This window comes from Caulobacter sp. SRI_008 (assembly GCF_057586355.1).
Window position 1 is genome coordinate 21,055 of record NZ_JBYCZS010000028.1, and the last position, 21,055, is coordinate 42,109.

The 21,055-nt window shown below is 69.2% G+C and carries 21 protein-coding genes and 1 pseudogene; 4 read left to right on the forward strand and 18 right to left on the reverse strand.

Annotated features, from left to right (window positions below):
• Positions 1-170: 170 nt before the first annotated feature.
• Entirely contained in the window at positions 171-488 is a 318-nt protein-coding gene (locus tag AC2YHT_RS21320) for a hypothetical protein (RefSeq protein ID WP_487291894.1), read from the reverse strand.
• A 297-nt stretch (positions 489-785) separates the two neighbouring features.
• Positions 786-1,142, reverse strand: coding sequence for a cell surface protein (locus AC2YHT_RS21325; RefSeq protein ID WP_110121077.1), 357 nt, complete (start codon positions 1,140-1,142; stop codon positions 786-788).
• A 156-nt stretch (positions 1,143-1,298) separates the two neighbouring features.
• Here AC2YHT_RS21325 and fmt point away from each other — a divergent pair, with 156 nt between their 5' ends.
• From fmt to AC2YHT_RS21340, 3 genes and pseudogenes are all read left to right on the forward strand, one after another.
• Positions 1,299-2,225 (forward strand): methionyl-tRNA formyltransferase, encoded by a 927-nt coding sequence (fmt, locus tag AC2YHT_RS21330; protein WP_487291895.1) that lies wholly within the window; start codon positions 1,299-1,301, stop codon positions 2,223-2,225.
• The gene (truA, locus tag AC2YHT_RS21335) at positions 2,225-2,968 is read left to right on the forward strand and encodes a tRNA pseudouridine(38-40) synthase TruA (RefSeq protein WP_487291896.1); all 744 of its coding nucleotides are present in this window, start codon (positions 2,225-2,227) and stop codon (positions 2,966-2,968) included. Before fmt ends, truA begins: the two co-directional genes overlap by 1 nt.
• A gap of 448 nt (positions 2,969-3,416) precedes the next feature.
• Positions 3,417-3,497, forward strand: a pseudogene (locus tag AC2YHT_RS21340) (hypothetical protein); the annotation flags it as partial.
• A gap of 22 nt (positions 3,498-3,519) precedes the next feature.
• Here AC2YHT_RS21340 and AC2YHT_RS21345 read toward each other — a convergent pair.
• Both AC2YHT_RS21345 and dapE read right to left on the reverse strand, forming a co-directional pair.
• The gene (locus AC2YHT_RS21345; RefSeq protein WP_110121080.1) at positions 3,520-4,440 is read right to left on the reverse strand and encodes a glutaminase; all 921 of its coding nucleotides are present in this window, start codon (positions 4,438-4,440) and stop codon (positions 3,520-3,522) included.
• Between the two features lie 190 nt (positions 4,441-4,630).
• Positions 4,631-5,791 (reverse strand): succinyl-diaminopimelate desuccinylase, encoded by a 1,161-nt coding sequence (dapE, locus tag AC2YHT_RS21350; protein WP_487291943.1) that lies wholly within the window; start codon positions 5,789-5,791, stop codon positions 4,631-4,633.
• Positions 5,792-5,855: 64 nt separating this feature from the next.
• On the opposite strand from dapE, the gene AC2YHT_RS21355 reads away from it, so the two are divergent.
• On the forward strand, positions 5,856-6,335 hold the full coding sequence (locus AC2YHT_RS21355) for a cupin domain-containing protein (protein ID WP_487291897.1): 480 nt from the start codon (positions 5,856-5,858) through the stop codon (positions 6,333-6,335).
• A gap of 69 nt (positions 6,336-6,404) precedes the next feature.
• Here AC2YHT_RS21355 and AC2YHT_RS21360 read toward each other — a convergent pair whose 3' ends face one another.
• The 14 genes from AC2YHT_RS21360 to AC2YHT_RS21425 form a co-directional block, all read right to left on the reverse strand.
• A complete protein-coding gene (locus AC2YHT_RS21360) occupies positions 6,405-6,746 on the reverse strand; it encodes an endonuclease domain-containing protein (RefSeq protein ID WP_487291898.1) in 342 nt (113 codons plus the stop codon).
• Positions 6,747-6,891: 145 nt separating this feature from the next.
• Positions 6,892-7,341 (reverse strand): DUF805 domain-containing protein, encoded by a 450-nt coding sequence (locus tag AC2YHT_RS21365; RefSeq protein ID WP_487291899.1) that lies wholly within the window; start codon positions 7,339-7,341, stop codon positions 6,892-6,894.
• A gap of 28 nt (positions 7,342-7,369) precedes the next feature.
• Positions 7,370-8,641, reverse strand: a complete 1,272-nt coding sequence (locus AC2YHT_RS21370) for a leucine-rich repeat-containing protein kinase family protein (protein WP_487291900.1) — start codon at positions 8,639-8,641, stop codon at positions 7,370-7,372.
• Positions 8,642-8,661: 20 nt separating this feature from the next.
• Positions 8,662-9,507, reverse strand: coding sequence for a 2,3,4,5-tetrahydropyridine-2,6-dicarboxylate N-succinyltransferase (gene dapD, locus AC2YHT_RS21375; RefSeq protein WP_487291901.1), 846 nt, complete (start codon positions 9,505-9,507; stop codon positions 8,662-8,664).
• Between the two features lies 1 nt (position 9,508).
• Entirely contained in the window at positions 9,509-10,168 is a 660-nt protein-coding gene (locus AC2YHT_RS21380) for a pyrimidine 5'-nucleotidase (protein WP_487291902.1), read from the reverse strand.
• Between the two features lie 4 nt (positions 10,169-10,172).
• Complete coding sequence (gene argB, locus AC2YHT_RS21385) at positions 10,173-11,087, reverse strand: acetylglutamate kinase (RefSeq protein WP_487291903.1); 915 nt, start codon at positions 11,085-11,087, stop codon at positions 10,173-10,175.
• 59 nt (positions 11,088-11,146) lie between these two features.
• Positions 11,147-11,455, reverse strand: coding sequence for a SemiSWEET family sugar transporter (locus tag AC2YHT_RS21390; protein WP_487291904.1), 309 nt, complete (start codon positions 11,453-11,455; stop codon positions 11,147-11,149).
• Positions 11,455-11,919 (reverse strand): response regulator, encoded by a 465-nt coding sequence (locus tag AC2YHT_RS21395; protein WP_487291905.1) that lies wholly within the window; start codon positions 11,917-11,919, stop codon positions 11,455-11,457. The genes AC2YHT_RS21390 and AC2YHT_RS21395 overlap by 1 nt, the downstream gene beginning before the upstream one ends.
• A 15-nt stretch (positions 11,920-11,934) precedes the next feature.
• Positions 11,935-13,044, reverse strand: a complete 1,110-nt coding sequence (lovK, locus tag AC2YHT_RS21400; protein ID WP_487291906.1) for a photosensory histidine protein kinase LovK — start codon at positions 13,042-13,044, stop codon at positions 11,935-11,937.
• 171 nt (positions 13,045-13,215) lie between these two features.
• Positions 13,216-14,262 (reverse strand): sulfate ABC transporter substrate-binding protein, encoded by a 1,047-nt coding sequence (locus AC2YHT_RS21405; protein WP_487291907.1) that lies wholly within the window; start codon positions 14,260-14,262, stop codon positions 13,216-13,218.
• Positions 14,263-14,376: 114 nt separating this feature from the next.
• Positions 14,377-15,402 (reverse strand): sulfate ABC transporter substrate-binding protein, encoded by a 1,026-nt coding sequence (locus AC2YHT_RS21410; protein WP_487291908.1) that lies wholly within the window; start codon positions 15,400-15,402, stop codon positions 14,377-14,379.
• A 116-nt stretch (positions 15,403-15,518) separates the two neighbouring features.
• A complete protein-coding gene (locus AC2YHT_RS21415; RefSeq protein WP_487291909.1) occupies positions 15,519-15,806 on the reverse strand; it encodes a hypothetical protein in 288 nt (95 codons plus the stop codon).
• Between the two features lie 130 nt (positions 15,807-15,936).
• A complete protein-coding gene (locus AC2YHT_RS21420; protein ID WP_487291910.1) occupies positions 15,937-17,385 on the reverse strand; it encodes an OprO/OprP family phosphate-selective porin in 1,449 nt (482 codons plus the stop codon).
• Positions 17,386-17,589: 204 nt separating this feature from the next.
• Positions 17,590-20,826 carry an autotransporter domain-containing protein gene (locus AC2YHT_RS21425; protein WP_487291911.1) on the reverse strand — a complete coding sequence of 1,079 codons (3,237 nt, stop codon included), beginning with the start codon at positions 20,824-20,826 and terminating at the stop codon, positions 17,590-17,592.
• Positions 20,827-21,055 lie beyond the last annotated feature (229 nt).

The window sequence follows — 21,055 nt, forward strand, 5'->3', positions numbered from 1 at the left end:
TCTCGAAGGCCCTCTCCCATAGGGAGAGGGAGGGGCCCAGGCGATAGCCTGGGAGGGTGAGGGGGTACGCCGCCAGCCGGCGTGCCGGCACGCCGTCCACAGTCCCTAACCCCTCATCCTCCCACGCCTGCGGCGCGGGCCCCTCCTTCTCCCTATGGGAGAAGGTCTGGTCATAGCCGCCCTCGCGCCCCGCCCTTCAGCGCATCGATCTTGCGCTCCGGCCTCGGCGGGGCTGTCTCCGGCTCCAGCGCCAACAGCCAGCCGCCCGCCGGCCGCGCCGCGCGTTCGGGCGGCAGGGCCACGACGATCTTCCTCACCGTCGCGGCCATCTGGCCCAGCAGCCGCACCTTTTCCGACGCCTTGCGCATGGCCTCACGGTCGAAACCGTCCTCCATCGCCGTCCACAGGTCATCCATCGCCGCCATCAGCCGCTGCTGGATCTTCGCGCACCAGGCGCGGGAGGTCTGTTCGCTCATGACCAACAGCATGAGGCCGGTCCGGAGGCCGGGGACAGGAAACGTGCGTTTTCTTGTAGGGTATTGAATTCGTTGGGGTCGATGCGGCCAACCACGGGGATAAACCTCTCCCGCCCCCCAATTCTCCCGTCATTCCCGCCCTTGTGGCGGGAACCCCTCTGTCAGCCGCAAGGGCAGTCGTGGCGGCGTGCTCAGCACGCCGCTTGAGCTTCACGTGCGAACGGAACCAGGGTTTCCCGCCACAAGGGCGGGAATGACGGGAGGAAAAAAGAGGCGAGCCCTGTGGATAACTTCACCACGCCGGCGGCCCTACTTCGTCGCCTCGTGCACTTCCTTCTTGGCCGCCGTCCCGGCTTCCTTGCTCTCGCGGGTGATGTCCTTGCCGGCTTCCTGGGCCTTGTCGCCGGCCTTGGCGCCGGCTTCCTTGGCGGCGTCCACCGCGTCGCCGGCGGCGACCTTGAGGTCGGCGGCGGTTTCCTTGGTGCTTTCCTTCAGGGCCGTGCCGGCTTCCTTGACGTCCGGGTCGTTCTTGATCTCGTTGGCGGCGTCCTTGATGTCCTGGCCGGCGGCGGCGGCGCCTTCCTTGATCTGCTGGGCGTGCTGGTCCGAGCAGGCGGCGGCCGACAGGGCCAGGGCGGAGACGGCGATCAGGGCGAGGGTGCGCATGGGTCTTCCTCCAACGGTCGTGGTTGCAAAGAGTCCGGCAAACAACGATGCGCGAACGGTCGAGGTTCCGACTCTCACGTCCCCGGGTACGTCCCCGAGGGGCGCCCCCGGCGCCGCACGCTTTCCCCGAAGCCCTTGCGGGGCTAAACCCCCGCCATGCGCATCGCCTTCCTCGGAACCCCCGATTTCGCCGTCGCCTGCCTGGCCGAACTGGTCGCCAGCGGCCATGAGATCGTCTGTGTCTACAGCCAGCCGCCCGCCCCGCGCGGCCGTGGCCAGGAGCTGAAGCCCTCGCCGGTCCACGCCTTCGCAGAGGGCCTGGGCCTGCCCGTGCGCACCCCGGTCTCGATGAAGACCCCCGAGGAGATCGAGGCCTTCCAGGCGCTCGACCTCGACGCCGCCGTCGTCGTCGCCTTCGGCCAGATCCTGGTGAAGGCCGTGCTGGAGGCGCCGAAGCTGGGCTGCTTCAACCTGCACGCCAGCCTGCTGCCCCGCTGGCGCGGCGCGGCCCCGATCCAGCGGGCGATCATGGCCGGCGATCCCGTCACCGGCGTCCAGGTGATGCGGATGAGCGAGGGCCTCGACGAAGGCCCCGTCCTGCTGTCGGAGAGCGTACGCATCGACGCGCTGGACACCGTGGCCAGCCTGCACGACCGCCTGGCCGCCGTCGGCGCCCGCATCCTGCCCGTCGCCCTGGGCGCCATCGAGCGCGGCCAGGCGATCGAGACGCCGCAGAGCGAGGAGGGCGTCACCTACGCCAGGAAGATCAAGCCGGCCGAGGCCCGCATCGACTGGACCCGCCCCGCCGCCGAGGTCGACCGCCACATCCGCGGCCTCTCGCCCTTCCCCGGCGCCTGGTTCGAAGCCCCGTCCGACAAGGGCCTGGTCCGCGTGAAGGCCCTGCTGTCGACGGTGGACGACGCTGAAGGCGCGCCCGGCGCCGTGCTCGACGACGACCTGCTGATCGCCTGCGGTGAGGGCGCCGTCCGCCTGCTCAAGGCCCAGCGCGAGGGCAAGGGCGCCCAGGACGCCGACGTCTTCCTGCGCGGCTTCCCGCTGGCCGCCGGGACGGTCCTGGCCTGATGCCCCGCTACCGCCTCCTCGTCGAGTACGACGGCCGTCCCTATGCCGGCTTCCAGGCCCAGGCGACCCTGCCCAGCGTGCAGGGGGCGATCGAGGCGGCGGTGAAGGCCTTCAGCGGCCAGGAGCTACGCATCGCCGCCGCCGGCCGCACCGACACCGGCGTCCACGCCACCGGCCAGGTCGTCCATGTCGACCTCGAGCGCGACTGGCCGGCCCAGACGGTGATGAACGCCCTCAACGCCCACCTGATGCGCGAGGCGGTGTCGATCCTCGACGCCGAGGTGGCCCCGGAAGATTGGCACGCGCGGTTTTCGGCCAATGAGCGCCGCTACCTCTACCGCATCCTCAACCGCCGGGCCCCGCCGGCCCTCGATAAGGGCAAGGTCTGGCACATGAAGAAGCCGCTGGACGCCGACGCCATGCACGCGGCTGCGCAAGCCCTGGTCGGCCTGCACGACTTCACCACCTTCCGCGACATGCACTGCCAGGCCAAGTCGCCGCTGAAGACGCTGGACGTCGCCCGCGTGCGTCAGGTCGGCGAGGAGATCCACCTCGACTTCGAGGCGCGCTCGTTCCTGCACCGCCAGGTGCGGTCGATGACCGGCACCCTGGTCGAGGTCGGCGCCGGCCGCTGGGAGCCCGGCGACGTCAAGGCCGCCCTGGAGGCCAGGGACCGCACGCAATGCGGCCCCGTGGCCCCGGCCGACGGGCTCTATCTGGTGGGCGTCGGCTACGGCGACTGACGGCTTGGAAGAAACCCGCGGCCTCCGCCGGCTCGACAGTCGACGGAGGCTGCGGGAGAGGCCGGTGTGAGGGCGGCCTCGAGGGCGGAAACCCCGGGGAAGTCAGGGAAGGGGCTTCCGGTGGGGAGGTCAGTCCGGCTTGCGGTCCGACATGCGCTCGGCGATCCAGACCGTACCGAGCGCCAGGATGAACACGCCGAAACCGGCGAGCACGAAACCGAGATAGGCGATCTGACCGAGCGACATGGCGGGCTCCGTTGAAGGTCGCCCTGACGTTGCGCTGGCGGCGGAAGCGTCGCCTTGATCTGGGTCAAACGCCTGGAAAACCCCCTCAGTCGCTCCGCGACAGCTCCCCCTCTGGGGGAGCATCTTTTCTCCTCCCCCGTGAAACGGGGGAGGGGGACCACGAAGTGGTGGAGGGGGCGAGACTGGGCTCAGTGCAAGCGGTCGCCCCCTCCGTCACGGCGCGTATCCGCACCGCGCCACCTCCCCCGTTGCACGGGGGAGGAGTAGGGAGGTGGCCCGGAGGGCCGGAGGGGGTCTGCGCCGCCCTACAGCACCGAGCAGTTCGTCAGCTGCGCGAAGGCCTCCAGCGCCGACGCCCCCACCACCGAGGTGCCGAACCGGTCCAGCTCCGGCGACCACACGGCCACCGTCGCCTTGCCCGGCACGACCGCCACGATGCCGCCGCCGACGCCGCTCTTGGCCGGCAGGCCGACGCGATAGGCGAAGCTGCCGACGCTGTCGTAGATGCCGCAGGTCAGCAGCAGGGAATTGAGCCGCCGGGTCAGGCGCTCGGGAAAGATCGTCTCCTCGACCACCGGCGAGAAGCCCCCCGCCGCCAGCGGCAGGAAGGCCCGGGCCAGCTGCCGGCAGCTCATGGTCAGGGCGCACTGGCGGCAATAGGCGGCGACCACGGCCTCGGGGTCGTGGGTGATCGTCTCCTTGCCGCGCATCAGGTTGGCGATCGCCCGGTTCTGCCAGGCGTTGGCCAGCTCGGACGCCGCCACCGCCTCGTCGATCTCGACCGGCCCGTCGGCCAGAAAACCGGCGAAGCCGCGCACCAGGGCGGCCGGGTCCTTCACCTTGTCGAGCAGGATGTCGGTCACCGCCAGGGCGCCGGCGTTGATGAACGGATTGCGCGGGAAGCCGCCCTCGGACTCCAGCTGCGACAGGTGGTTGAACGGCGTGCCCGACGGCTCCTTGCCGACCCGCGTCCACACCTCGTCGCCGATGCGGTTCAAGGCAAGACCCAGGCTCAGCACCTTGGTGATGCTCTGAACGGAAAAGCCCTCGTCGGCGTCGCCGATCACGTGCTCGCCGCCGTCCACCGTGCGCACGGCCATGCCGAACTTCGTCCCCGGCACGGTGGCCAGCTGCGGGATGTAGTCGGGCACCCGCCCCTTGCCGAAGTGCGGCTTCACCAGCACGGCGACCTCGGCGAGGACTTCGTCGATGGAGAGCTCGTTCATGGCGGGCGTGCCTCCTCCCCTCAGTTCGTCATCCCGGCCGAAGCGTAGCGTAGAGCCGGGACCCAGGGGCTAGCGACGATGCGGCGGCCACCTTCGATAGCAGACCCAGGCGCTGCGCCCAGTCCCCCTGGGTCCCGGATAAGCCCTGCGGGCTTTCCGGGATGACGATCCTTTGGGGTACAGGAAAGGGTCAGGCGAAGGCCTCGAAATACCGCCGGATCAGCGCGGTGTAGGCCACCGCCAGCTGGCGGACTTCCTCGACCGGCACGCGCTCGTCCACCTGGTGCATGGTCGAACCCACCAGGCCGAACTCCACCACCGGGCAGATGGCGCGGATGAAGCGGGCGTCGCTGGTGCCGCCGGTGGTCGACAGTTCCGGCACGCGGCCGGTGGCGTCGCCCACCGCGCCAACGATCACGTCGGTGAAGGCGCCCGGCTCGGTCAGGAAGGCCTCGCCGCTGATCTTGCACAGCGCCTCGACCCGGCCGGAGAAGCCCTCGGCCGCCTCGCGGCACTCGTGCTCGATCCAGGCGGCCAGGTCCTTGCCCTTGTGGGTCGGGTTGAAGCGGATGTTGATCCGGGCCTTCGCCGAGGCCGGAATGACGTTCGTCGCCGGGTTGCCGACGTCGACCGTGGTGATCTCCAGGTTCGACGGCTGGAAGCCGGTATAGCCCTCGTCCAGCATCCGGCTCTGCAGGCGGGAGAGGATGTCGACCAGCACCGGGATCGGATTGGCCGCCCGGTGCGGATAGGCCACGTGGCCCTGGCGGCCGTCCACCGCGATCCAGGCGTTGATGCTGCCGCGCCGGCCGATCTTGACCATGTCGCCCAGCAGGCTGGCGCTGGTCGGCTCGCCGACGATGCAGTGGTCGATGATCTCGCCCTCGGCGGCCAGGGCCTCGACCACCTTGACCGTGCCGTCCTCGGCCACGCCCTCTTCGTCGCCGGTGATCAGGAAGCTGATCGAGCCGGGAACCTCCTCCGTATTGCCCACGGCCGCGACGAAGGCGGCGATGGCCGACTTCATGTCGACCGCGCCGCGGCCGTACAGCACCCCGTCCTTGATCTCGGCCTCGAACGGCCCGGCCGTCCAGGCCGCGTCGTCGCCCACCGGCACCACGTCGGTGTGGCCGGCGAAGCAGAGGTTGGGCCGCGCCGTGCCGCGCTTGGCGTAGAGGTTCTCGATCTCGCCGAACTTCATGCGCCGGCAATTGAAGCCCAGTCCTTCCAGCTGGCGCTGCAGCACGTCCATCGCGCCCTCGTCGGCGGGGGTGACGGACGGGCGGCGGATCAGGGCTTGGGCCAGCTCGACGGCGTCGATGCTGACGGAAACGGGCGCGGGACTGGTCATGGTGCAGGCTTTAAGCTTCCCTTCGGCGCGACGCAAACCGCGCACGAACTTGCCAAGGCCGACCATGCCCAAGATCGACATCGACAAGGCTCCCACCCGCCACGGCACGGCCTATCCGCCGCCGTTCGACGCGCCCTGCAAGGCTCGCCAGCGCTGGAAGCTGGGCGACGCCGTCGGCCTCACCCAGTTCGGCGTCAATCTCATGAGGCTCGAGCCGGGCGTCTGGTCCAGCCAGCGCCACTGGCACACGGCCGAGGACGAGTTCGTCTGGGTGGTCGAGGGCGAGGTGGTGCTGGTCGAAGAGGCGGGCGAAACCATCCTGCGGGCCGGCGACTGCGCGGGCTTCAAGGCCGGCGTGGCCGACGGCCACCAGATCCAGAACCGCTCCGACCGCGTCGCCGTGCTCCTGGAAATGGGCTCGCGACGCCCCGACGAAGACGGCTGCGACTATCCCGACCTCGACATGATCATCCGCCCCGGCGAAGAAACCTACCGCCACCGCGACGGGACGCCCTACGAGGTCGAGAGCGGGCGCAAGCGGTAGGGGCTTTAATGACCCCTCTCTCTTAGAGAGAGGGAGGGGCCCGCCGCGAAGCGGTGGGAGGGTGAGAGGTTACACCCTATCCGAACGGAGCACGGCCAAGATGTCTTCGACCATCCCACCAGGGTCCGACAGGACGCGCTCATTGGGAAACCTCAGGACGACATACCCAAACAGCTCCAGCACCTGAGTACGGCGTTCGTCGTAGTCCTCGCGTCCCTCGTGGGCAGCGCCGTCGAGTTCGACGATCAACTTGCCCGACTCACAGACGAAGTCGGCGAAGTAGCGGTCTATCGAAACTTGCCGCAGGAACCTGAACCCGCCCAGACGACGGTTGCGAACAAGCGCCCATACAGCCTTCTCGGCCAAGGTTTGATCCCGGCGAAGGCGACGGGCGTTGGCTGTGGCGTCCATGACGACAGCTTCAGTTCGGCCTTCGAGAAACCGCAACGGAAGGAATCGAGATTTTCCTGCGAGCGGTGAAACCTCTCACCCTCCCACGCCTTCGGCGCGGGCCCCTCCCTCTCTCTCAGAGAGAGGGGTCATGTATGAGCGCTCCCTACCGCCGCTCCGCCCCATACCGGTTCTCGCCCTTGGTCCCGCGCAGGAAGCCCAGCTCCACCCAGGCCCAGACCGAGAGGGCGAAGGCGCCAAGGCCGAGCAGCGGCGCGGCCAGTTCAGAGCCGTTGGGGCCGCCGCCTTCGTAGAGGCCGGCGGCGAGGGCAGTGAGGGCGTAGGGGCCGACGGCGAAGATCAGGATCCACCACGCCGCCTTGCCCCGGTCGTGCAGGCGGCGCACGGCCACGCAGACCCCGGCGGCCAGGATCGGCAGGAACAGCAGGCAGGGAACCGCGCCCAGCCAGCCGCCGATCCGGGTGGCCAGCACCACCAGGCTCATGACCACGGCGGCCAGGGCGATCTGGACGACCTGCACCCGCCAGTATTCCAGCCGGGCGGCCCGGCCCTTGAGCGAGAAGAACGGCTTCAGCTTTGCGACGAGGCTCGACATGGCCGCTACTAGAGCTTGATCCGCCTCTTCAGGAAAGGGCGGCGAGCGCCTCGTCCATCGACGGCCGCGCGCCGCCGTCCGGCTGCACGCAGGCCGCCTCCAGGGCGCGCAGGGCGGCCGGGACCTCGCCCTCGACCCCGTCCAGCACCTCGCCCAGCAGCAGGCCGAAGGCGCGCACGTCCAGCAACGCCCAGCGCCGCTCCTCGCCCGGCGGCAGGAAGGCGGCCGCGCCGAAGTCGCTGAGCACGGCCGCGCCGGTTTCCCCGTCCCACAGCACGTTGTGGGCGTAGAGGTCGCCGTGGCCCAGGCCCCGCGCGTGCAGCCGCGCGGCCCCGGCGGCGACGTCGCGGACCAGGCGCCGGGCGACGTCGAGCGGCAGGCGGAAATCGGCGGCGTAGACGTCGCGGCTGCAGCTTTCCAGGCTCGGCGGGCCGGCCAGCACGCGCCAGCCGTCGGGCAGCAGCGGCATCAGCAGGCCCTCGGCGCCGTCCGGATGCTCGACCACGCGGCCCAGGGCGCCGGTCAGGTTCGGGTGCTCGCCGGCGGCCAGGCAAGCGGCCATCTCGCGTTCGGGCAAACCATCGCTGGTCATGGTCCCGCGGAACAGCTTCAGGGCCGCGGGGCGGCCGTTCCACGAGACTTCGGACACGTCGCCCGAGGCGCCGCGTCCCAGGGCCTTGCCGATGGCCAAATCGCGCCAGGCGACCGGCGGAACGGCCGCCTCAGGGATGGCGGTGTCGAACGGATTGCCGGCCCAGGCCAGCCAGGCCAGCGCCGGCAGGTCGGCCAGCCAGCCGGGCAGGGCCGGCAAGCGGTTGGCGGCGATACGCAGCAGTTCCAGGTTCTTCGCGCCGGCCAGGCTGTCGGGCAGGGCGTCCAGCCGGTTGCCGGCCAGCATCAGCTTTTGCAGCAGAGGCCGCTCGCCCAGGGCGGACGGCAGGGTCTCGATGCGGTTGTCGGTCAGGGTCAGCCAACGCAGGGCCGGCGGCAGGGCCTCGGCCGGGACCTCTTCGATCCCGCAGCCCCGGAAGCCGACCTGGCTCAGGGCCGGGCAGTCGCCCAACACCTCGGGCAGCCGGCGGAACGGCGCGCCGGAGGCGAACAGCACCGTCAGCTTTTTCAGGCGGGAAAAGTCGTGAGGAAGGGCCGAGATGCGGGTGGCGCCGAGGTCCAGCACCTCCAGCGTCTCGGAAAGGCCGAAGATCTCCGGCGGAACCTCGGAAAGGTCCGCGCCGGAGAGGTTCAGCCTCGTCGCCCCGGCCAGGTCGCCGGCGCGCAGGGCGGCCAGGGTGTGTTCCACGGCCGCCCCCATCACGCGGATCAGTCGCGCAGCAGGTCGTTGATCGAGGTCTTCGAGCGGGTCTGGGCGTCGACCGTCTTGACGATCACGGCGCAGTACAGGCTCGGGCCGCCGTTCTTGTCGGGCAGGCTGCCCGGCACCACGACGCTGTAGGGCGGCACCTTGCCGATGTGGATCTCGCCGGTCTTGCGATCGACGATCTTGGTCGAGGCCGACAGGTAGACGCCCATCGAAAGCACGCTCCCCTCGCCGACGACCACGCCCTCGACCACTTCCGAACGGGCGCCGATGAAGCAGTTGTCCTCGATGATGGTCGGGTTGGCCTGCAGGGGCTCCAGCACGCCGCCGATGCCGACGCCGCCCGACAGGTGGACGTGCTTGCCGATCTGGGCGCACGAGCCGACCGTCACCCAGGTGTCGACCATGGTGCCCTCGTCGACGAAGGCGCCGATGTTCACGAACGACGGCATCAGGATGACGTTCTTGGAGATGTGCGAGCCGCGACGCACGATGGCGCCCGGCACGGCGCGGAAGCCGCCGGCCTCGAACTGCGGGGCGTCCCAGCCGTCGAACTTGTTGGCCACCTTGTCCCACCACGGACCGACGCCGCCGCCCAGCGAGCCGGCGCGCATCACGGTGTTGGGGTTGAGGCGGAACGACAGCAGCACGGCCTTCTTCAGCCACTGGTGGGTGGTCCACTCGCCGTCGATCTTCTCCGAGACGCGGGCCTTGCCGCTGTCGAGCAGCAGCAGGGCCTCTTCCACGGCGGTGCGGACCGGGCCGGCGGTGGCGGTCGAGACGCCGTCGCGGGCCTCCCAGGCGGCTTCGATCTCGGTCTGCAGATCGGCGAAGGTCAGGGCGGTCATGTCAGGCTTCCTTCAGGCGCGCCGAGCTCAGGAACCCGGCGAGGTCGTTGGTGCGATGGTGGACGTGTTCGGAGGTCGATGCGGCCGCGTGGGCGCCGACCAGGACGGTGGTCATGCCGATGCGCGCGGCCGGGACCAGGTTCTTCTCGCTGTCCTCGAAGAAGGCGGTCGTCGGCGGATCGATGGCGTGCAGCTTGGTGATCTTGTCGAAGGTCGCCAGCGACGGCTTGGGGATGTAGTCGGCCGTCTCTATGGCGAAGATCTCGCTGAACAGGTCGCGCAGCCCCAGGTGCCCCAGCACCCGCTCGGCGTGGCCCAGCGAGCCGTTGGTGAACACCAGCCGCCGGCCGGGCAGAGCCTCGATCGCCGCGTGCAGGGCCGGGTCGGGGACCAGGTTGTCCAGCGACACGTCGTGCACCTCCTCCAGGAACTGGGAGGGGTCCATGCCGTGATAGGTCATCAGCCCGGCCAGGGTGGTGCCGTGCTCCATATAGTACTTCTTCTGCAGCGCCCGGGCTTCCTCGCGCGGAAGCCCGGTATAGCGCTCGACGAAGTCGGTCATCCGGCCTTCGATCAGCCCCATGAACTCGGTCTCGGCCGGGTAGAGGGTGTTGTCGAGGTCGAACAGCCAGGTGTCGACGTGGGTGAGGTCGGCCACCATCAGATCACTTCGAGATCAGCGTGCCCGCGCCGTGCTCGCTGAACAGTTCGACCAGCATGGCGTGCGGGCGGCGGCCGTCGAGGATGACCACGGCTTCGACGCCGCTCTCCACGGCGTGGATGGCGTTCTCGAGCTTGGGGATCATGCCGCCGGTGGCGACGCCGTCGGCGATCAGCTGGCGGGCCTGGTCCAGGGTCATCTCGCGGATCAGCTCGCCGTTGGCGTCGAGCACGCCCTTGATGTCGGTCAGCATCAGCATCCGCTTGGCCTTCAGGGCGCCCGCGAGCGCTCCGGCCACCGTGTCGGCGTTGATGTTGAAGGTCTCGCCCTGCTCGGACACGCCGATCGGGGCGATCACCGGGATGTAGTCGGTTTCCGAGCTCAGCAGGGCCTGGATCAGGTGCGGATCGACCTTGGTCGGCTCGCCCACGAAGCCCAGGTCGACGGCCTGCTCGATGTTGCTGTCCGGGTCCTTGCGGGTCCGGGTCACCTTCTCGGCGGTGATCAGGCGGGCGTCCTTGCCCGACAGGCCCACGCCGCGCACGTCGGCTTCGGCGCCGGCGAGCGTGATCCAGTTGGCGATTTCCTTGTTGATGGCGCCGGAGAGGACCATCTCGGCCACTTCCATCGTCGCCTCGTCGGTGACGCGCAGGCCGTCGACGAAGGTCGACTTCACGCCGGCCTTGTCGAGCATGCGGCTGATCTGCGGACCGCCGCCGTGAACCACGACCGGGTGCACGCCCAGCAGCTTCAGCAGCACGGCGTCGGCGGCGAATAGCTTGGCCACCTCTTCCTGGCCCATGGCGTGGCCGCCGTATTTGATCACCACCGTCTCGCGGTCGTAGATCTGGATGTAGGGCAGGGCTTCGGCCAGAGTCTTGGCGGTGGCCCAGCCAGCTTCCTCGGCGACTTCGGTCAAGGCGGTGGTCCTGGTGCGCGAAATTAGGCGGGCCTCGATAGCGGACCCCGCCCCCCCTGTCACCCTTTGACGTCTTCGTGGTCTCCTTGGCGGCCATAGCGCCATTTCAAGGCGAGCACGGCGGCCGACATCGCAAGGCACGCCAGGTTGGCCGCCGCCACCGGCCAGGCCTTGATCATCAGGCCGTAGGCCAGCCAGCACGAGAAGCCCGCGACCGTGACCACATAGGTCCGCAGCGACACCGAAGAGGCGTCCTTCTCGCGCACGATCTTGACGATCTGCGGGGCGAAGCTGGTGATCGACAGCAGGGCCGCGGCGGTCCCGACGATCACGGCGACAGATGGGACGGCGAGCGGCGAGGCGGCCATCAGGCCGAGCGCGGCATTTCGGTCAGGCCCCAGCGCTCGGCGAAGGCCGGGGCCAGTTCCAGCCCCACCGGCGGCAGGCCTGGCGCGCGGTCCTCTTCCAGGCAGACGGCCAGATAGGCCAGGGCGGTCTTCACCCCGTGCTCGGAATAGGGCTTGCCGATCACCCCGCAGGCGCCGGCGAAGTCGTCGGGCAGGCGCTTGACGTTGGCGGTCATGAACAGGGCCACGCAGCCGCAGTCGTCATGGATCCTGCGCACCACCTCGACGCCGGTCGGGCCGTCCTGCAGATGCACGTCCACGAGCGCGAGGTCGGGATGCAGCGACCTGGCCAGGTCCACGGCCTCGTCCGAGCTCATGGCCAGGCCCACGGAGTGGTAGCCCACTTCCTGGGCGAGGAACTCCAGCTCGGTGGCCAGCAGGACCTCGTCCTCGACGATCAGCACATCCAACGCACGCCCGGCCATGGGTAAGCTACTTCCTCAGTGGTGCGCGCCGTTGACGGGCAGGTGTACGACGACGCGCGTTCCGGGTCCGGCGTCCGTGGTCTCGGACCGCGCCTTCAACTGCTGGCACAGCAGCTGGACGATGGTCAGTCCGAAACCCGAAGTCCGGGCCCCTTCAGACACACCAACGCCGTCATCGGCGATTTCGATCCGGAAGTCGCCGTTTTGGCGAGTGATCGATACCGAAATCTCGCCGGCGCGGCCGTCGGGGAAGGCGTGGCGCAGGGCGTTGGAGAACAGTTCGCTGATCACCAGGGCCAGGGGCGCGGCCTTCGAGGCGGCCACGTCCACCCGCTCCAGGTCCAGCCGCACGCGGATCTCCTCGCGGTTGGCCGAGCCGGTCATGTCCGACACCAGGTCGCGCACGAAGGCCGAGACGTCGAAGCGCTCGACGTCCTCGCTCTGGAACAGCCGGCGGTGGACGGTGGCGATGGCGTTCACCCGCTCCAGCATGCCGCGCAGGCTGTGCTTGAGGGCCGGATCCTTCTCGCGGCGGTTCTGCAGCAGCAGCAGGGACGAGATGAGCTGCAGGTTGTTCTTCACCCGGTGGTCGACCTCGTGCAGCAGGGCGGTCTTCTGCTCCAGGGCCAGGGTCAGTTCGCGGGTGCGGGCCTCGACGGCCAGTTCCAGGTCGCTGCGGGTCTCGCGCAGGTGCTGCTCGGTCTGCTTCTTGTCGCTGACGTCCAGCTGCGAGCCGAAGAAGTAGATGATCTGGCCCTGCTTGTTGCGCACGGGGCTCAGGTACAGCGCGTTCCAGAAGCTGCTGCCGTCTTTGCGGTAGTTGAGAATGTCCATGGCGATGTCGTCGCCGTCGGCGATGGCGCCGCGTATCTCGCCAATGGCGACCGGATTGGTGTCGGGTCCCTGCAGAAAGCGGCAGTTGCGGCCGATCACCTCCGAACGGGCATAGCCGGTCAGCCGCAGGAAGGCGTCGTTGGCGAAGATGATCGGATTGTCGGCCTGGGTGGCGTCGGTGACGATCATCGCCATGCGGGTGGCCCGGATCGCCGCGGCGAAGGGGTCGTCGATGCCGTGCTCGGCCGCGAGCTGATCGCCCGCCCGCTGCGACTTCAGATAATCCGTCATCCTGAGCCCGACCCTGGCTTTTGTTATTGGTACGCCCCGTGAGGCCTGAACGCCCGGTCGATAGTCGGGTTCCCGACCGAGCTTGGGCGTTGAAACGCAAAACGCGGCGGCCCATGGGGGACCGCCGCGCCTTGAAAGGTCAAGCTTTCTGACCCGATTGGGTTCAGCGCCTTACTTCGGCTGGTAGATCTTGTCGAACACGCCGCCGTCGGCGAAGTGCGTGGCCTGGGCCTTGCGCCAGCCGCCGAAGGTGTTGTCGATCGTCACCAGCGGGATCTTCTTGTACTTGGCGGCGTACTTGGCCGCGACCTTGGCGTCGCGCGGACGGTAGTGGTTCTGGGCGATGATGTCCTGGGCCAGCGGGCTGTACAGGAAGCGCAGATAGCCCTCGGCCGCCAGGCGGGTCTTGTGACGGTCGACGTTCTTGTCGACCACGGCCACCGGCGGTTCGGCCAGGATCGAGATCGACGGCACGACGATCTCGAATTGGCCCGGAATTTCCTCCAGCGCCAGGAAGGCCTCGTTCTCCCAGGCCAGCAGCACGTCGCCGATGCCGCGCTGGGTGAAGGTGGTGGTGGCGCCGCGGGCGCCGGTGTCGAGCACCGGCACGTGCTTGAAGAGGTCGGTGATGTAGGCTTGAGCCTTGGCGGGGTTGCCGCCCTTCTGCTTCAGCGCCCAGGCCCAGGCGGCCAGGTAGTTCCAGCGCGCCCCGCCCGAGGTCTTCGGGTTCGGCGTGATGACGTCGACGCCCGGCTTCACCAGGTCGCCCCAGTCCTTGATCTTCTTGGGATTGCCCTTGCGGACCAGGAACACGATGGTCGAGGTGTAGGGCGTGGAGTTCTGCGGCAGGCGCGACTGCCAGTTGGCCGGCAGCAGCTTGGCTTTGTCCGAGATCTCGTCGATGTCATAGGCCAGGGCCAGGGTGACGACGTCGGCTTCCAGGCCGTCGATCACCGAACGGGCCTGCTTGCCCGAGCCGCCGTGGCTCTGGTTGATGGTCAGGGTCTGGCCGACCTTCTTCTTCCAGTAGGCGGCGTAGGCGACGTTGATCGCCTTGTAGAGCTCGCGGGTCGGGTCGTAGCTGACGTTCAGCAGGGTCAGCGGCTTGGCCTGGGCGAAAGCCTGGCCGGCCGTGAGGGTCGAACCCCCGAGGGCGGCGGCGGCGCCGGCCGCGCCCAGCAGGCCGCGGCGGGTGGGAGACTTCAAGGCGGTGGTCATGGCGATGTCGCTCTGTCTCGGGTGTTATCTCGGGTGGTCCATGCGGATAACGCACGAACGTGACAGAAGCGCTATATCCTATTGCCTAGGTAGGCTTCACGCCCAAGAAGACTCTCAAGGCCGGTAGATTTGGTCGAAGACGCCGCCGTCGGCGAAGTGCCGGGCCTGGGCTTTCGCCCAGCCGCCGAACTCGCGGTCGATGGTCACCAGCGGAATGTCGGGGAACTTGGCGGCGTACTTGGCCGCCGCCTTCGGGTCGCGCGGCCGGTAGTGATGCTTGCCGATCAGGTCCTGGGCCAGGGGGCTGTAGAGGAAGTTCAGATAGCCCTCGGCCACCAGCCGCGTGCCGCGCCGCTGCACCACCTTGTCGACCACGGCCACCGACGGCTCGGCCAGGATCGAGCGCGAGGGATAGACGATCTCGAACTTGTCGGCCCCGAACTCGTCGCGAGCCAGGTGGGCCTCGTTCTCCCAGGTCAGCAGCACGTCGCCGACGCCCCGCTGGGCGAAAGTGGTCATCGAACCGCGCGCCCCGCTGTCGAGCACCGGCACCTGGCGATAGAGCTGCTGCACGAAGGCCCGGGCCTTGGCGTCGCTGCCGCCCTTCTGCTTCAGCGCCCAGGCCCAGGCCGCCAGATAGGCCCAGCGCGGCGCGCCGCCGGTCTTGGGGTTGGGGGTGATGATCTCGACGCCGGGTTTGACGATGTCGCCCCAGTCCCTGATCCCCTTCGGGTTGCCCTTGCGGACCAGGAAGATGATCGTCGAGGTGTAGGGGGCCGAGTTCTTGGGCAGGCGCGACTGCCAGTTCCTGGCGATCAGGCCGCGGGCGGCGATCTGGTCGATGTCGTCCGCCAGGGCCAGGGTGACGACGTCGGCCTGCAGCCCGTCGATCACCGAGCGGGCCTGCTTGCCCGAGCCGCCGTGGCTCTGCTTGATGTCCAGCGTCTGGCCGACCCGGCGCTTCCAGTAGGCGGCGAAGGCCGGATTGATCTCCTGATAAAGCTCGCGGGTCGGGTCGTAGCTGACGTTCAGCAGCGTCACGACCTTGGGGCCTTGCGCCAGGGCGCCCAGCGGCGCGGCCGCCGCTGCGGCGCCGACGCCGATCGACAGGTCTCGGCGGGAAAGACGGGGCAGGGTCATCGGGCGTCCTCTGGATAACGCCGAACCTTGACCGATCTCGCTCCCGTTGTGCGCGCGAATGTTTCTGATGGAGGTGTGAGAAAGGGGGCGGTCGCCGGAGCGCCTTGACCGGTCAGCTAGACCGGTCCTCCGCAACGGGAGCAGTCGCGGCCGGGGCCTCCGATGAGATAGCCGCCGCCCTTCAGCTTTCTGAGCCAGACGGGATAGCCGCAGCTCGCGCAACGCGAGACCGCCATCAGGGCGCCCATGGCGACCAGAAACAGAACGAGATGCAGGCCAGGCGCGACGATCGAGAAGTACGCCGAAGCGAATGGCGTCAATGGCGCGCCGAGGAACCACGCGAAGATCACGACGCCGCCGAGAAGCCAGCGTGTCGACGGTTTAAGCTGAGGGAAGCCGCGCATGGGAGGAAGAACGCACGTTATCGCCTGGTCCGAAAGGGGCTCGGCGATGCGCCGTCGCCAACTCAGCGGGTCACCCCCATCCCCGGCCCTTCCCCCATCAAGGGGGAAGGGAGAGGGTGAAGGCTCTTCCCTAGAACGCGAACTGGCTGCGCAGGTTGACGGCCTGGTAGCCCTGGCTCAGCGCCACGGTCCCGCCGGCCGGATCCAGGCGGTCCACGTCGACGTCCAGATAGTCGAGCGAGAACTTGGTCACCGAGTTGGGGAACCAGTTGACGCCGGCGGTCCAGATCGTCTGCTCGCCGCCGCGCACCCGGTCGGCCGCGAGGGTCGCGGTCTCGTGGTGGTTCAGGTCGAGCACCGAATAGCGCGCCGCCAGTTCCCAGGCGCCCCACTTGCCGGCCTTCGGATCGAAGGGGTTGGCGATCGACGGGGCGTCGAAGGCGAAGGTCGAGCCGTTGTAGCGGCGGCTCTCGCCGGTCAGCACCCAGCCGCCCTCGATGTACCAGCCGCCGAACTTCGGATCGCTGACGCCGGCCGCCGGGTTGCGGCGGTCGAGCGCGATGTCGAAGTACTCGCTCTGCACCAGCAGGTTCTTGTGCTGCACGGCCAGTTCCACGCCCACGTGGCGCAGGTTGTCGGCGTCGATGGCGCCGGTGGTGACCAGGGTGGTCCCGTCGACGCGCAGTTCCGGACGCTCGGTCAGGGTCAGCGGATAGGCGCCGCCGACGGCCGTCTGGGCCGGGGTGACGATGTAGCCGGCGCCCAGGCCGGTGTGCACGATCCAGTCCTTGGTCTTGACCGGCAGGAAGGCGGCGCGGGCCACGAAGCCCTGCTGTTCGTCGAAGGTCTGGGCGTCGCCGGTCTTGCCGCCGGTGGCGGCGGCCGACAGCAGCCAGCGCTCGCCGCCGGTCTGCACCTGCAGGGCGTAGCGGCGGTCGGCGGCGGCGAGACCCCGGGTCAGTTCCGAGATCGCCGGGCGCTCGGCGAACAGCGAGCCGTTGGTCGAGCCGGCGTCTTCCAGGCCCACGTTCGGGGCGAAGGCGCCGACGCGCACCTTGAAGGGCGCGTAGTTGTACTGGAGGAACAGCTCCTGCAGCACGCCCGAGCCGTCGGTGCCGGCGCCGCCGAAGTCGAGCAGCACGCTGTAGTCGAAGTTCTTGAAGACCTTGCCGTCCATGCCCAGGCGCGCGCGGCGGAAGTTGCTGCCGCTGTTGAGGTCGCGGCCGTTGCCGATCACCGCCGGCAGGCCCTTGTCCTGGAAGTAGTGGGCGGTGTCGAGCTGCATCACCCCGTGCAGGGTGGCGCTGAAGGCGCCGTCGGTCGAGGCGATGGTCGGACGGCCGCCGGCGATGCTGACGGTCGCGGTCGGAGCGGGGGTGGCGGCGGGGGCCGCCTTCGGGGCCGCGGCGGTCGCGGTCTTGATCTCGGCGATCTGCTTCTGAAGAGCCGCCAGCTGGGCCTCCAGGGCCTCGATGCGGGCCTGCTGGTCGGGTGCTTGGGCGTGAGCGCCGCCGGCGACGACGAGCGTCGCGGCGCCGGCCAGGGCGGCGGCGCCCCGGGCGAAGCGATGGATGGTCAAGGTCTTCCCCTCACGGCGATCAGGGCCGCCGTCTGTTATCGATGGGAACAGCCTTAATATTAGTCCTTAAACGGACCTTTAGCGTGGCGAGCCGGCAAGGCCGCGACAGCTGCGGCGGATTGTCGCCAACTTGGCCGCAAAGCCCTTATGAAAAAGGCCCCGCACGTTGTGCGAGGCCCTCTTCTCCACCTAGGCGGACGGTGCTTAGAACATCGTCCGGCCGGTGAGCTTCACGTTGTAGCGCTTCTGGCGCTTGGTGCTTTCGGCCGTGCCTTCCAGCGCCACGTAGGACATCGCCGTGCCGGCCCGCAGGGCGAAGCCCAGGGTCAGGGCGCCGTCCTTGTCGTCGAACGGCTCCAGCACGTAGGTCTGGCCATTCAGGGTGGCGACGGTGTCGGCCAGCTTGCCGGCCAGGGTCTTGCGGTAGCCGACGCGGACTTCCGGGCGCACCCAGACGTCGCGGCCGAACTCGGCGCCCAGCACGACGCCCACGTCGCCGCTGAGGTTGCTCCACTTGCGCCGGCCGATCTCGTTGTCCATCACCTTGCCGCCGCCGGTCTCGTCGTGGCTCGACTCGTTGAGGTAGGTGTAGTCGACGCGCGCTTCCGGACGCGAGAAGAAGCGGCCGAACTTCACTTCGTAGGCGGTGCCGGCGAAGGCGTTGGCGGTCAGGGCGCCCCAGTCGCTGCTGGCCTTGCGCTTTTCCTCGTAGACGCCGTCGCCGTTGGCGTCGACCAGGAACACCCGGTCGCTGTCGAACCAGCCGTAGCCGACGCCGCCGCCGAGGTTGAAGCGCCACGGACCCACCGACCGGCGCCAGTAGACGCCCGTCTGGACCAGCGACGAGGTGGTCTGCTCGCCCACCTGGGCGACGGTGTCGTGCTCTTCCAGGGCGGTGTAGGCCAGGGTCACGCCAAGCGCGCCGCCCGCGTCGCCCATCGCCTCGTAGCCGGCCACGAAGCCGAAGGCCTGGGTGTCGGTGCCCAGGGTCGGGCCGTCTTCACGACGGACCAGGGCGTTGATTTCCTGGACCCAGATGCTGTCGGGCCCGTAGCGGTCGCCCGGATCGGGCCGGATCGAGGTGGCCTGCGAGATCTGCTGGGTGACGGTCTGCAGGGTGGCGAACATGCCCTCGCCCTGGTCCGGCAGCAGTTGGTTGTAGCGGTTCAGGAACGAGCCGCGGTCGCTGATGCCCAGGAAGGCGCCGGCCACGTCGGAGTCGCCGCTGAGGGCGTTGAAGATCGCGTCGTAGGCCGACGCGCCCGAGCGGGCCATGCCGATCTCGGCGGCCGTGCGGCGGCGCACGTCGATATAGACGTTGTTGGCGTCGGCGCGGCTGCTGGCGACGTACATGTAGGGCGCGTCGTCGAGCAGGCTCTGGCCCAGGGCCCCGCTGGTCAGCGAACCGGCGGTGATCACCGTGTACGAGGTCGGGGCGGTCAGCAGGCTGGTCAGGCGCAGGCCAAGCTGCGCGCCGCTGGCGACGTTGGCCGCGCCCGACACCACCAGGCGGGTGTTGGTCGAGGTCGACGGATCGGCGGTGAACACCAGCTTGCTCTCGGCGCCGAGGCTCAGGCTGGTGATGTTGATCGTTTCGGCCTTGGTCAGGCCCAGCGAGCCCTTGCCGATGGTGACGTCCAGCCGGCCGTCGCTGTCGCTGATCGAACCGATCACCGCCGCGCCGCCGTCGATGCGGAACACATCGGCGCCGTCGCCGAACGAGATGTCGCCCACCACGGTGCCGTTCAGCACGTTGAAGGTGTCGGCGCCCGAGCCGAAGCGGATGGCGCCGATGATGGCCGGCTCGTCGGCGTCGTCGACGCCGTCGCCGTCCGTGTCGGTGTCGGCCACGCCGTCGGCCCCGTCGTCGCCGTCGTTGACGCCGTTCTGGGTCAGGGTGACGCCGGTGGTGTTGCGGCTGACGTCGATGGCCACCGCCTTGCCGGTAATGGTCTCGTTGCTGGCGTCGGTGTCGGCGTCGTCGGTGTCGAGATCGTCGTCCGTGGGCGAGATCGAGGCGATGATCGAGCCGGTGTTCTCGATCGTGGTCAGGCCGCCCGAATAGTCGATGACGCCGTAGGCCGTGCCCTTTTCGCCGACGATGGTCGCGTTGATCACGCCGGCGTTGCGCAGGGTGTTGGTCCCGCCGCCGGCCTCGATGGCCACGCCGCGGGCGTCGAACACGCCTTCGGAGACGCTGTAGGCGACGATCGTGCCCTTGTTCCAGATGGTCGGGGCGTTGCCGCCCGCGGTGACCCGGATGGCGGTGCTGTTGGCCTCGTAGGCCTGGGCGGTGATCGAGGCGTCCGAACGGAAGCCGCCGGCGATGTTGGTCGCCTGGCCGGCGTTACCGCCCAGCTGCACGCCGGTGGCCGTCACGCCGTCATAGAGGCCGTTGGCCGTGATCGAGCCCTTGGCGATCACGCCATAGGCGTTGTCGCCCGTGCCGACCGCGCCGACGGTGATCGCGCGGGTGTCGGAGCCGACCAGCAGGGCCGGGGCGGCGCCATAGACGGTCAGCGCGCTGCTGCCTTCCGAGGCGTCCTCGACGCCGTCGCCGTCTTCGTCGGTCTTGGTGGTGTCGTTGTCGGCCGGGCGGACGTCGAGCAGCACGCCGCCGGTGACGTTGCCGGCCACGCGGACGGCCGAGCCGCCCTGCAGCAGGTCGTCGGCGTCGAGCTTGTCGCGCACGGTCTTGTCGGAGGGGCGGCTGGTGTAGCGGTAGCCGGTGGCGCTGACGCCGCCCTGCACCACGAAGGCGCCGGTGACGTCGCCGTCGATGGCCACGCCGACCGAGTTCTCGCCCAGGACGCTGACGCCGCCGTTGATGGTGACCTTGCCGGTGACCGGGGCCGCGACGTGGACGCCGTAGCCGTTGGCGCCAGTGACGGCGATCGAGCCGCCGTTGGTCAGGTTGCCGACCAGTGCGCTCTCCAGCGAGATGCCGGCCGAGTTGTTGCCCTCGATGGTGATCGTGCCGCCGGTGGCCAGGATGTCGCCGGTGAAGGCGCCGGGGCCGGTCAGGCGGATGCCGTAGCGGTTCTGGCCCAGCGCGAAGGCGCCGTCGATGTCGCCGTCCGAGTCGGTGTCGGTGGCGGTGTAGTCCTCGTCGAGCGTGATCGTGCCGGTCTGGGTGACCGTGCCGGTCGTGCCGCCGTTGATCAGTATGCCCGTGGAATCGTTGACGCCCTGGGTCGTCAGCGAGCCCGTATTGGTGACCTTATTGTTGCTGTTCAGCGTCACCAGCGCGCCGGAGGCCGTCAGCTTGATCGTGCCGCCCGTGTCGATCTTGACATCGTCGGCCGCGCCGCCGGTTCCCGCCGAGGCGGTGGCGATCGGGGTCGTCCGTTCGGAATTGATGACGGTCTCGGCCTGCGCGGCCAAGGCCATGGCCATCAGAGGAGCGGCCGCGACCGTCGCGACCAGGACCTTGCGCTGCATACGAACCGACCACCCTAAGGAGAATACCCTCTGCCCCCGAGATTGCGTCAGGTTGCGGCGAAATTGCGGTGAACACCGCGACCGACACGCATCTAGGGGTTCCCCGTCTATCCCATGAGATCGGGCGGCGCCATATCTGCTTCGACGAATCATCGCTTCGTCACAAAACTGGCCTACGAGCCTTGGTCCCCCCGTCGGGCCGTTCGAGGCCCGCGTCGCCAGATGGAGC